Source organism: Flavobacterium johnsoniae (genome assembly GCF_030388325.1).
GTDB lineage: Bacteria > Bacteroidota > Bacteroidia > Flavobacteriales > Flavobacteriaceae > Flavobacterium > Flavobacterium johnsoniae_C.
Genome location: NZ_CP103794.1, coordinates 4,865,488 through 4,878,202, shown reverse-complemented (window position 1 = coordinate 4,878,202; position 12,715 = coordinate 4,865,488). Strand labels below are relative to the sequence as shown.

10 protein-coding genes are annotated in these 12,715 nt (G+C 35.0%); 9 read left to right on the top strand and 1 reads right to left on the bottom strand.

Features of this window, described 5'->3' with window-relative positions; translation table 11 throughout:
* Positions 1 to 60: 60 nt before the first annotated feature.
* Positions 61 to 270, top strand: coding sequence for a hypothetical protein (locus tag NYQ10_RS20705; RefSeq protein WP_179005272.1), 210 nt, complete (start codon positions 61 to 63; stop codon positions 268 to 270).
* 483 nt (positions 271 to 753) lie between these two features.
* Here NYQ10_RS20705 and NYQ10_RS20700 read toward each other — a convergent pair whose 3' ends face one another.
* Complete coding sequence (locus NYQ10_RS20700; RefSeq protein WP_179005274.1) at positions 754 to 1,599, bottom strand: restriction endonuclease; 846 nt, start codon at positions 1,597 to 1,599, stop codon at positions 754 to 756.
* A gap of 960 nt (positions 1,600 to 2,559) precedes the next feature.
* On the opposite strand from NYQ10_RS20700, the gene NYQ10_RS20695 reads away from it, so the two are divergent.
* The 8 genes from NYQ10_RS20695 to NYQ10_RS20660 all read left to right on the top strand — a co-directional run bounded on the left by NYQ10_RS20695 (position 2,560) and on the right by NYQ10_RS20660 (position 12,527).
* Positions 2,560 to 3,711, top strand: coding sequence for an SAVED domain-containing protein (locus NYQ10_RS20695; RefSeq protein ID WP_179005276.1), 1,152 nt, complete (start codon positions 2,560 to 2,562; stop codon positions 3,709 to 3,711).
* 4 nt (positions 3,712 to 3,715) lie between these two features.
* Complete coding sequence (locus NYQ10_RS20690) at positions 3,716 to 4,936, top strand: nucleotidyltransferase domain-containing protein (protein ID WP_179005278.1); 1,221 nt, start codon at positions 3,716 to 3,718, stop codon at positions 4,934 to 4,936.
* Positions 4,920 to 5,342 (top strand): hypothetical protein, encoded by a 423-nt coding sequence (locus NYQ10_RS20685; protein WP_179005280.1) that lies wholly within the window; start codon positions 4,920 to 4,922, stop codon positions 5,340 to 5,342. Before NYQ10_RS20690 ends, NYQ10_RS20685 begins: the two co-directional genes overlap by 17 nt.
* Before the next feature lie 44 nt (positions 5,343 to 5,386).
* Positions 5,387 to 5,716, top strand: coding sequence for a DUF3892 domain-containing protein (locus NYQ10_RS20680; RefSeq protein ID WP_179005282.1), 330 nt, complete (start codon positions 5,387 to 5,389; stop codon positions 5,714 to 5,716).
* Between the two features lie 783 nt (positions 5,717 to 6,499).
* Positions 6,500 to 7,546 (top strand): ComEC/Rec2 family competence protein, encoded by a 1,047-nt coding sequence (locus NYQ10_RS20675; protein WP_179005284.1) that lies wholly within the window; start codon positions 6,500 to 6,502, stop codon positions 7,544 to 7,546.
* 11 nt (positions 7,547 to 7,557) lie between these two features.
* Complete coding sequence (locus tag NYQ10_RS20670) at positions 7,558 to 8,844, top strand: ABC-three component system protein (protein ID WP_179005286.1); 1,287 nt, start codon at positions 7,558 to 7,560, stop codon at positions 8,842 to 8,844.
* Positions 8,822 to 9,391 carry an ABC-three component system middle component 1 gene (locus NYQ10_RS20665; protein WP_179005288.1) on the top strand — a complete coding sequence of 190 codons (570 nt, stop codon included), beginning with the start codon at positions 8,822 to 8,824 and terminating at the stop codon, positions 9,389 to 9,391. Before NYQ10_RS20670 ends, NYQ10_RS20665 begins: the two co-directional genes overlap by 23 nt.
* Positions 9,381 to 12,527 carry a hypothetical protein gene (locus NYQ10_RS20660; protein WP_179005290.1) on the top strand — a complete coding sequence of 1,049 codons (3,147 nt, stop codon included), beginning with the start codon at positions 9,381 to 9,383 and terminating at the stop codon, positions 12,525 to 12,527. The genes NYQ10_RS20665 and NYQ10_RS20660 overlap by 11 nt, the downstream gene beginning before the upstream one ends.
* Positions 12,528 to 12,715 lie beyond the last annotated feature (188 nt).

Sequence of the window (12,715 nt, the reverse complement as noted above, 5' to 3'; positions counted from 1 at the left end):
GTAAGAATATAAGCAGGTTTTCTTTTAACTTGGGATTTCAAACTAAAAAAATATATTGTTATGAAAATCAATTTTAAATCTGGGTTTGCAATTCTGCTGGTGCTTGCAGGGCTTTCCATTTCGTGTAAAAAAAATGAGACAGTTCCTGCTGAAACCAATGATACTTATGCAGACAGCTCTGCTGTTGTGGCTGATACCATCAGTACGGTTCCAGCCGATACTGTTGGGACCGATACCTCTAAAACCATGACTCCGCCGCCAGCAAAGTAGGTTCTTAATTAAAATAAATGGTGATTATTAATTCGAAAAGCCTGCAGAAATATAATTTCTGCAGGCTTTTTAATTTTTTCCAGCTTAGCCATTGCCTTGTAAATATTTGTATACAGTTTCGAACCTAAGCTCCTTAGGCCTTAATTTTACTATGCTTATCGTTTCCTAAAACTGCAAGTGCCACGATTTTGCCATAAAACTTGAATTAGTGGCTTTTGTAATTTTTTGCCTTTGTCTAATATATATGAACCTAAAATAGTTTAAGATTTGAATTTACTGAATTGTTTATTTTTCAGAATGCAATTTGCCATGATTCAGTCACAAAATTTATATTGGTCAAATATCTACAAATACCATGAATTTCTCTGGTAAAAAAGTATTCATTCTGTTAGATGTGCACCTAAAACCGAAAAGACTTTAGTTTGAAGTTTAAATGTTAAAGCTATCTCATTAAATTTCTTAGTTTAATACTTCTGATTTTGTTTATCGTATATTTTGGGCAATCATTCCAGTTTCAGAAATGATAAATGTCTGCTTCTCGAAAATTTTTTCCATTATCAGCCACACCTTGTCAACAATCGAGAAAATCCTGTTCTGATTTTGGTCCTGAACTGTTAATAAACCGGTAAAGGCAATACTTTTTATTTTGTGGATGCCGTCCTGAAGATGCAAATCTGCAGTCTTGTACTCATGCAGTCGAGTTGCTGTTTCAAACGGTTTCTGATTGTTGAGGAATTCTTTGAATGCCATTATTTCATCAAATAGGTTGCTTTTGGTCCCTTGTGCCTTTTTAATAAAGATAATATACTGCTGGCTTTCGCTGAGCTCAATTACTTTACCATCAAGTCCCAGTGCGGCAATGTTTGTGACTACGGGGCGTCTTATGTTTATTTTTATGTTGATCCCCAGATCAAAAAAGTGTACTGTCTCCTGTCGTTTTTTTTCCTTTGCACCGGCTTCTCTAAGCTGGACAATTAAGATGTTATTGTATTTGGCGAATTGCTGCGCATCGGGGGTATAGCCGCTTTTTGATACTATAATTCCTCGTTTTATTTCAGTATCATTAATGATGGCCAAGAGCTTCATTACGGTGTCTTTGGTAACTTTTTTATCCCAGTATTTGCATTCTATTGCTGTCCAATAAGTTCCGGTGTCATCTGTTTCAGATGTCAATACGTCAATCTGATGCTTCACTCCGGACTTTCCGGTTATTTTGCAGTCTTTTCCATATCCCTCAATGTGTATTTGATATTCCTGTCCTAGAGTTTCATAAATATATTTTGTGACCGATTCGTATTTTCTCCAGTCAAGTTCCTTTTGGTCTTTCATTTAGCTCAGTATTTTATAAGTCTGCCGTTAATGCTGCTTGAAAACAAGTAAAGATATGAATTTTGAGCCATCTCTGCGGTTCTTTTCAGACACGAGAATAACCTGGCATTTGTATTTAGATCAAAAAATGATCTGTAAGCAGGGTTTTCTTATGTGTATTTTCTTATATTAAAATTGTTTGTTTTTGTGTTGTACAACCAATTAAACTTTAAAAGCATGGCACTTAAATCTGGACCGAAAAGAATTGCAGATTCCACGGGCAAGCCTAACAGACGTCAGCATGACAACAAAAGCACGCCAGGAAACACCTCTTCGCTGAAGCCGTCTAAAAGTTCGGGAAAAAGAAAATCTGCGACTGTCTGCCCTGGCATATTTCAGCAGTTTTGATGTAGAAAACCTATCAGAATCCTGATGGTTTTTTTTATGCGTATCATTAAATTTCAAAATCATGAGCGACGAAAGACATTCAAGCCGGAGGGTGGAAATGCAACGTTTGGAGTGCCAATCTGCACTGGTTTCATTAAAAGGCAGCGTTAAATTTTAACATTAGAGTTGAAAAAGAATAATTATGCCAGAATGACACTTAATTAATGTTAAAAAAATATTAATGTCATTATTGTCAGTTTCTTAATATAAAGAATTAAAATTCTGATTCCTAATTTGTTAACACTTTTTTAATAAAATAATAGTAAAAAATTACTTGAATTTTCAGCATTGGCATGACAGTTGGATGTCATATGCTGTTATGAAGAAAACTGCCACAAAGACTTCCCAAATCTGAGGCTTGTTATGTGAATTATTAAAAAGAAGATTCACTTAATACGGGTGCAAAAATAGTAATTTGTTTTTCTCCTGCAAACTTTTTGACAAATTTCTTTTTCGGAGCTGTTCAATGCCGGTCGAATTTGAACTTTTAAAAATACAGATGTGTATGAGAACAATTAAAAAATTAGTATTAGAATGAAGGAGAACCAAACCAAAACCAAGAAAGTAAAAAGACCTCCGATTGACCCGAAAGTCAAGCTGAAGCTCTGGCTTAAGTCGGGAGGGAGGTGCCAGTACCGCGGCTGCAACGAGATTTTATTTGAAGACAGCCTGACCTTTAAGGATCTAAATAAATCCTATATAGCCCATATTTACGGTTACGCCCCGGGTTCGGCCAGATATGATGCGATGAAGTCTCCGGAGCTGGAGACTGATTTTTCCAATTTAATGCTGATGTGCGACGCCTGCCACAGAAAAATCGACAGGGAGGAGAAGGATGAGCACCCTGCTGGGCTTCTTCTGGAAATGAAGCAGGAACATGAGCAGAGAATCGAGTATCTGACCGGTATTGACGGCACTTTCAGGACACGTCTGATTCTGTACAATGCTAAAATCGGAAAATTCAATCCTCCGATGGATGCCGGTGCCATGCGCCGGATGATTGTGCAGAAAAACTGTTTTCCTCATAAGGAAACTGTACATCTGGGACCGGATAATACGGTGGTGGAAGACAGCGAAGGGCTGTACTGGGAGTATGAGAGCAGGTCGTTGGAAACTTATTTTGAGAAGAAAATCCAGCCGTACCTTAATTCTTCGGCTGAGCATTTTTCGGTATTTCCTTTTGCTCCGATGCCGCTGCTGGTAAAACTTGGGGTTTTGCTCGGCGATAAGTACAAAGTGGACACCTATCAGTACCACAGGGAACCGCAGGGCTGGCAGTGGAATGATACGTCAGATTTCGGCGATTTCACCCTGAAGGAGCCATCGTCCAAAAGCGGAACTGCGGTATTAAATATTTCATTCAGCGCCGATATCAGTGATGAGAGAATTCTGGATGTTTTTCCTGAGCAGGATGTTTCGATCTGGAAGCTTACCATCGATGATCCCAGACTTGATTTCTTAAAAAGCGCCGATATTCTGCCTAAGTTAAGAATAGCGGCACGGCATGCCTTGAACCGGATAAAGCAGGAGCACGGACATCACGGCGAGCTTCATGTTTTTCCGGCAATGCCTGTTTCGGCGGCGGTTGAATTCGGGAGATCGTGGATGCCTAAAGTGGACCTGCCTCTGGTGTTATACGATGGAAGGGACAAATTTTTAAAAACAATAGAAATCAAAAGAGCGTAAGAAGATGAATGAGATCAGAAAAGAGTACCTAGCTTCCATTTTAGAGAAAATGGGACAGGTTTTAGATATTACCCCGACCCAGCACAAGGAAGCTGTGGCAAAATATGAGGCAGTGGCAAATTACTTAAAAGGGGATGAGACCATTGCACAGTATGACCTGCACATGTACCCGCAGGGATCCTTCGGGTTGGGAACAGTGACAAAACCTGATTCGGATGTGGATGAGCTTGACATTGATCTGGTCTGCGAACTGAAAAGGGGAACCCATCAGATTTTTACCCAGAAGAGATTAAAGAACCTGATCGGGGACAGACTGCTTTCGGGCATGTATAAAGATATGGTCTGCAGGCCTGACGGGAGAAGATGCTGGCGTATTGATTATGCCGAGTCCACCAGATTCCATCTGGATGTTCTGGCTGCTATTCCGGACTCTACTCCCTCGATCACGGGCCTGCCGGAGATTAAGGATTATTCCAACACGGCTATCAGCATTACAGATAAGGAGCATCCCGACTATGAGTTCTACAGCAGAGGCTGGCCTAAATCCAACCCTCTGGGCTACAGGGAGTGGTTTAAGGCGCAGATGCTGGTGCAGCTTAATGAGGGAAGGCGTATGTTCTCGGCAAAAAACAATGTCAAGATTGACGATGTGCCGGATTACGAAATTAAAACGCCGCTGCAGCGTGCGATCCAGCTGATGAAAAGGCACCGCAACCAGATGTTTTCAGAAAGCAGTTCGCTCAGCTATGATGACAAGCCGATCAGCATTATCATAACCACTCTGGCAGCAAGAGCTTACGGTAATGAGGCTAACCTCTATGATGCTCTTATGAATATATTGGAGGGTATGCCTGGTTATATAAAGAGAAAAAACATTGGAGGAAAAACCGTGACCTGGATCGAAAATCCTGTGGACCATCGTGAAAATTTTGCAGACAAATGGGAGGAGCATCCGGTAAGGGAACTGAATTTCTATCTCTGGCTGGATGAGGCGAAGAGATTCTTCTCAAAGCTGCTTTCTGCCGACACGATACAGAATCTAAATGAATCGATGCGCCGATCCATGGGGGATAAGCTGGTAACAAAAACGCTTTCTGAATTCGGCGAATCCGCCAGAATGGCACGTGAGTCGGGAAGACTGGGTTTTGTGGCTGGTTCTGGCATTATTACCGAATCAGCGGATAAAAAGATTCCAAACCATACCTTCCATGGCAATAAAGAATAAGACGCGCTTTATCTCCATACCGACGCAGGCCAGATTTCTTAAGGAAAGTTTTCCGGATTCAAAAATCAGCACTTATATGGGAACACGGCTGGAGTGGGTTGGCTATTTAACGCCCACTCCGTTCAGCAGGTCTTATAAGGTGAAAATCGACTATCTCCTGGGTAAATCTCCCGATATTTACATCCTTGAGCCTAAAAAACTCAGGATGCCTGCCGGAGAAAGAGTGCTCAAGCATGTTTATAACCAGAAAACCCAGCAGCTCTGCCTGTTCTATCCTGACGGGATTCAGTGGAACAGAGGCAGATTACTGTCAGACACCATACTGATGTGGGCATCCGAATGGCTGTTTTTTTATGAAATCTGGCTGGAAACAGGCGAATGGAAAGGGGGAGGGACATCCCATTAAGAAAAATTAAAACTCAAAAATTAACCAATATAACTAGAAAAATTATGGCTGAATACAGAATATCAGGAATCTGGACAGATGATAAAGGGGGAATAACCCATTATGCTGTTCATGAAAGAATTAAAAACAGAGATGGAAAAGGATACACCATCAATAAAGCAATTAAAAAATCAAAAGCGGAAACTATTACGCTGGTGGAGAGTAAAAACAATACTGTTAAAACCTTTATGTGGAAATACAAAGAAGCCATGTGGCAGGGCGGAGAAGATGTGCATGTGGTCAATGGCGCAAGCGGAAAGTTTTTAAGAAGCAACCATGATAGTACGGTTCAGGATAACCTTCGGCATTTAATTGATTACAGCTGGATCTATTAGGGGGGCGATGTTTTAAGAACAGTGCTGTAATTTATGATCTAAAGGAGATGCCTGAGCGTGGCGATAACACAGAAGCCTGCCGTTAAAATAACGGCGGGCTTTTTAATTGCTATGCAGTGCTGCTTTTCAGAGAAGTTCTCCATTGTCAGTAATGAATAATACTAATCAGCAGTTGAGATAATCAATGGCATCAATGTCATGGAGTTTTAGTGCTTGGACGATTTTGGAGCCAAACCTCCTGCCAATATCCAATGGTGTGGCGTTAACTGATATCAATTGTTGTGCTAATTAATAATGCACCAAGCGACAATTTTAATTGCTGTACATAACAGTTGACTTATATCCTAACACTTCCATAAAAAACCGAGAAAAAGGAAAGAAGAGAATCAGTGGCAGGAATTAAGATGAGAGAGTACTATACTTCTCAACGGGCTGAGAAGCAGAGCAGGGCCGTTGTGTGCATGTAGCAGATATAATTAATTATTTTGTTTGCTCCCGAAGTCGCTTAAAATAATCTAAGTTTGAACTTGTCTTAAAAACAGGTATTTATACTTAACAGCTGCTGTTTTAAATATATAACTTTACAAAAAAAATATCTAGATTACGAATTACTTTTTATGAAATTTTGTTGAATTAAAATAAAGTAAAATTTTTGGAAAAATGAGAAATTGCTATGAGTTTAAATTTCGTTTAATTCAGCTATTTCGTAAGTAGATTTCTAATCAATTAAGGACAACCATAAAATAATTCTAAAAAACGAAGGTATTTTTAAAATTTTATACTATGATAATAAAATTACTTAAAGCCTACAACGGCGATTGTATTCACTTAACTTATGTTGACAGTAATGGTGTGTCTAAAAACATTATAATTGACGGAGGAACTTCGACAACATATACTTTTAAAGATAGCAAAGGAAAAATAGCAGATGGGGATTTAAAGAAGACAATAGATGCAATTAAACCTCAAAAAATTGATCTGCTGATATTATCACATATTGATGACGACCATATAGACGGTTTTTTAAAATGGTTTGGTAATGATTCTGATGCATGCAAATCAATAGGAGAAATTTGGTTCAATTCTGGCTCTACGATAAAAAAGTATTTAAATGACGAAAAAGCTATCGTTAGCAATATAGAATTTAGATTTACCGAAGGAACTAACACAAGCGTTCCCCAAGCGGTAAATTTTGAAAAATATATTAGCGGAAATGGTATTTGGAACCAGCAGATTATTAGTGCTGGAAAAGTATTTATCTTTGATGATTTGAACTTTCACATTTTATCGCCAAATAACGATAAACTTGAAAAACTGCTTGATAATTGGCAGCAAAAGGCTCCAGAATCCGTTAATACAGCAAGAATTAATGATTACTCAAAGACAATAACTGAACTGATTGCCACTGATAATTTTTCGGAAGACACGGATCCTTACAATGGAAGCTCAATTGCATTTATATTAACAAAAGATAAGTTAAACTATATTTTTTTAGGTGATGCTCATCCATCATTGATTATTAATGAGTTAAAGGTTTTTAATCAAGATAAAACCAGACTTAAGGCTGAATATTTAAAACTCTCTCATCACGGAAGTAAAAAAAATAATCCTGTCGAATTATTTAAACTCATCGATACAGATAAGTATTTAATCAGCACGAATGGTGATATGCACGGGCATCCAGATAAGATAACAATAGCAAGAATAATTAGTGTCAATCCAAAAGCAGAGTTTTATTTTAATTATCCAGAACTAATAAACAAGATAATACTAGAAAAAGATAGAAAGGACTTTCCACAAGTTAAGTATCTGGAGTCCGAAAAAATTTAAAAGATAAAAAAATGGAATGTACTTTAGAACGCTTTACAGTAAAAGTTGCAGATGGCAGCGGCTGCCTATTCCAACCTTTAGATAGCGATTATAGTTATGTTCTTACAGCAAAGCATGTAGTGGAAGGAGTTGATGATTTAATAATAGTCAGGCAAGTTCTTTCTACTCATGGTGAGGTTGAGAACCAAAGAATAGAGGTTTTGGAGAGACCATATTTTAATTCAGATCCTAGTAAAGACGTCGCAATAATTAAGGTCAGAAAGGTAGAAGGATTGGAGTTGCTTTTACGCTCAGATCAGTATCTAAATGAAAAAGAAGGATATAGTTTGTGCGGGCATCCAGAATCTAGAGCACATGAGGGATTCTCCTTTAGAAGCAACAATTTAGTTATCAACAATTCTACAGAGTTTAATTACATTGAAGGGGAAGTTGAAAAAAATGTTACTCATTCTGAAGTTATAGGTCAGTCAGGCGGAGGAATTATAAAGAAAGAAGAGACATGTTTTTTACTAGCTGGAATACAGATAAGAATGGTTGCCCGTGATAATGTTGAATCTCTATCAAGGATTGTTTTTGCTCCACTGTCTTTTTTTGATGAAATTATTGCAGAAAACAACGAAAAGCTATCAGCCTTGTTTCCTCCATATTTTGCTTCTTTAGAGATTATTCATGAAGAGGTATTTCCATTAACAGGAATATTATTGACACCTCAAAAGGAGGAATTGTTGAAAAATCAGTTAAAAATAATCGCAAAAAATTTATGTGAAGTATTTCGGGTGCAGGATGTCTTAGATTTTTATAAAGATTCAATTATTGCTAATGGAACAGATAAATCGTATGTTTCACATAAGCAACTTTGGATCGCATTTTTAGAATTAATCTCAATAAACCAGTTGTCAATTTTTGATAGAGACTTGACCTTTGAAGATCTTAGGGCTATAAGAAAAAAGCATAATCTAATTTTCATTGATTGCAATAATTGGGTTAAAAAACTTGATTTAATCATGAAGTCAGATCTGTCTTCTGTTGATTCAGGAGGCTACATTGTTGTCAGCAGCACGAAAGATACTAAACCTACTACGGTGGAACTCGATACTGATTATGTTCAGGATATTTGCAGTGTTCCAGCTGAACAAATGTTGATTAGCAGTTCTGTAACTAAAGTTGCGGAAGATTTAAAAATAATACATATTTATAAGTTTCAAAAACATATAATTGAAAATTTTAATTCTTTCAGAAATATTAACGTAAGTAATGTAAAACAAACTATAATTGATGAAACAAGAGGTATTATTTAAGAAATTTAGTAAAAATGCGCTTGATGATGAATTGAGAGCAAGCTTTAAAGATATAGTTTTTTTTGAGTTAGGAGAAATCATTTTTGGAGGCAGTGTAATAGTGGCATTTGTACAATTCGATACAGAAGATAATTTGAAAATAGAGTGGAAGGATTTTAACAATTTTGTTACGGCTCAGTATCTTTCAAATATTAAAGATGAGTATTCAAAATGGAATTTTTACGTATTTTATCTAAGTGGCGAGAAGATATCAAGGGAGCTCAAATATGAGATAGAGAACAATAAATTTAGCAGCAGAAAAATTATCTGCGAAGAAATTAATTCAGAAATTGACCAGGCATTGATCAATAAAATTATCTCAGAATATATTGTTAATGACAGTATAGATTTTAGTCTCGATAATGAGTATTCAGATATATTTTCAAAGGATTTGTTAATTGAAAAAGCACTTGGAGATTTAGTAAGTGGAGTGGGAAAAAATCTTAAGGAACAAGATTTATCAGATGTATTAGCCAAACTAGAAAAAGAGATGAACAATGAAAATTAAAAAAGTAGAAATACAGGCTTTTAGAGCCTATGACAATGTCGAGAATGGGACTTTTGATTTTCAGAGAAAAGATGGTGAGTATGCGGATTTTGTGTCGCTTTACGCACCAAACGGTTTTGGTAAAACATCGTTTTACGATGCAATTGAATATGGCTATACAAAGAATATAGACAGATTTCTTAAGAACTTTAAAATAAACCAAGATAGTGCGAAGTCAGAAAAAAATCTTAATAAAAATGATAAGCAGTATATTCTAAGAAATAAGTATTCTCATGAATCGTTGTCTAGTTATGTTAAAATCTTAGTTTCTAATTCCAGTAAACCACTATTTAGGGAAATACCTGTTCCGGCAAGGAAAGGAGCGGCTGATTTTAAGTTTGACGATAAAGAAACCGAAAATAGGTATTTTAGAGAAGTAATATTATCTCAGGACTGGATTAGCGGTTTTTTAAAGGAAAGCAAACCCGAAGACCGTTACAAAACTTTTATGGAATATTTTGGAGATAAGGAACTTGATAAATATTATAATATTTTAAAAGATCTCATTGAGATTAATTCAAAAAAGATTAAGGTACTGGCCTCAGAACTGAATGGTATTCAGATATACTTAAAATTTGATGGAGATAAGGAAATTCTAAATAAAATAAACAACAAAATTGATTCATTGAATGAGACGGCTATTTTTTTTACAAAGATAGATTCTCAGTCTTCAGATTTTGATATATTGAATATTACAAATGATATATCTGAAAGGCTTAATAATATTGACTTTGAAATAGCTGGACTTAATGAAAAGATTTCAAGTTTGGATAATTTAATTAGCGGAAACGACCAGATAATAAGTTTTAGCAAATACAAAGATGATTTAAAGATTTTAGGTGACGCTTTATTAGAGCAACAGAATTTAAATTTAACGAAGATAATTTTTGAAGATTTAAGAAAAAAAGAAGCAGAAATAAACTCAATTCAAATTTACGTAAGAGACTTAAAACTTAGAACTGATAAGAAGGAAAGGATTTCTGGTCTTATCGAAAAGTATGATGAGGTAAGACTCAAAATTGGCGTTAAAGATAAAGAGGCTGAAGAAGCAGAGGATGCACTTAGAAAAATTAGAGAAGATATAAGTACAAAAAAAAATAAAGAATCCGAACTGGAGCTACAGACCAACAATACCCAGAATCAGATTACTGCAATAAATGAAATAATTCTAGAGATACCTGAAATAAATAAAAAAATTACCAACAGTGAGGAAAACATCAGAAAAAATAGCATAGAGTTAGAATTAAATTCTGCTGCTTTAATTAAACATGGAAAGAATGTTGAAGAAATAAAATTGTATTTAGATGATTTAAAAAAATCTTTGTCTAATATTAGTAATAAAGATTATCCATCTGAATTTGATATAAACTTTATTAAATATGCAACTGTAATCAAGGAAATCAATAGGATTGAGCAGGAATTGCAAATCTCAAATAGGCACTTTGATTCTATCAAAAAGGATATTGTCGAGCAGGAAAAACTCCAGACTGAACTGCAGAATTTTCTTTCGGCTGGACTTGCAATCGTCAATGATTCTAAATATGAGAGATGTCCGCTATGCGAACATAAATATGAGTCTTATCAAGTTCTTGCAGAAAAAATATCAAATAATGTTCTGCTTACCAAGATCATAAATGATTTATTGAGTAAAAGAAATGATGCTCAAGAAAAAATTAATGTTTTAACGAATGATCTTGTAAAGGACAAGGATAAGCTTATAAAATTAATTGAAAAAGATATTTCTAACAGTGAATTAGCACTGATCGATTTAAATAGAAAAAGTCTTAAATGTAAAAATGATCTTACTAAACTAAATAATGATATAGAAAAAGATAATGGAGTTTTAATCTTTAATAAGAACCTTCTTTTAAATAAATCGGCAGAGGATTTTATAAAATGGACAGTAGATGAAATAAAAAAATTAAGTGCCCAGGTTGAGAAATTTATCGCTGAATTAAATCTAATTAGAAAAGACATACAATCAGCTACATCAGAGCGTGAGAATACAGCTTTAAAAATTGATTTATGCAGAAAAGATAAAACAGAATTAGAAGAAGACGGTGCCTATGTTGAGGTTCGAGACTACTTTAAGGAAAATTATCCCGAAGGAGAAATTACGGTTACTAATTTGGATAAACAGATAAAAGAAGATTTAAAAAGAAATCAAGAATATAGTGATAGTATCAAAAAGATTGAAGAATCAATTGCCGAGATCCAGAAAAAGCTAATCGGATTTGATGAAGAAGCGGTGAATCAAAATCTTCAACTGGTCAAAGAATTAATTAATGAACTGAAAATTCGAATAAACTTATATGAATCTAATGCTGCAAAAGTACTAGATCTTAGTTTTGACGAGATTGAATTAGAAAATTATCCAAAGATTGTTGCGGTGGCCAGAAAAGAAAATGATGATAAAATTTTTAAGTATAAAGAGGAGATAAAGGATATTAAGATTTTATCTGATCTAAAGGATAATGTTGTGCCTTACCTCAAATATGAAGAATCTAGGCAAAATGAATCGGTAATAAAGAAAAGGATAAGTATCTTAAAAGATAAAATTGGAAAAAAACTGACAGAAGAGCTAAAAAAAGTTTCGAAACATATCGAGTTGCAAATTAAATCATTCTTTTTTGAACCACTTATAAACGATCTATACAAAAGAATTGATCCCCACCCTGACTATAAAAAAGTAAAATTTATTCCGGATTTTAATGATTCAAAACCAAAATTGAATGTTTGTGTTTACATGGAAAATGCCCAAAGCAATTTTATTATTCCAAATTTATACTTTAGTCATGCTCAATTAAACATTTTAAGCCTATGTATTTTTTTGGCTAAAGCATTAAATGCCAAAGATGACAGCGGTAATTCAATAGATTGTATTTTTGTAGATGATCCGATACAGTCAATGGACAGTATAAATATTTTGTCAACAATAGATCTGCTTAGAAGTATTGTTGTGAATCAGAAGAAACAGATAATTTTGTCAACTCATGATGAAAATTTTCATAATTTATTAAAAAAGAAAATACCTGCCAGTTTATTTAAAGCAAAATATCTAGAACTGGAGACTTTTGGGAAACTAAGAATGGATTAAAAAGTTTTTGCAGAGTCAGCATTGACAAGGTTTTATATTGTTGTTATGCTTTCGGAAGAAATTATCATGCACAAATAGACAATATTCAAAATTTGCGGAACTTGCATATAATTAGTATTCTGAGTTATATTTATATTATAATTCGGTGATAATTTAAAAAGTAAGAAGATACAGAAAAAGTATTATTA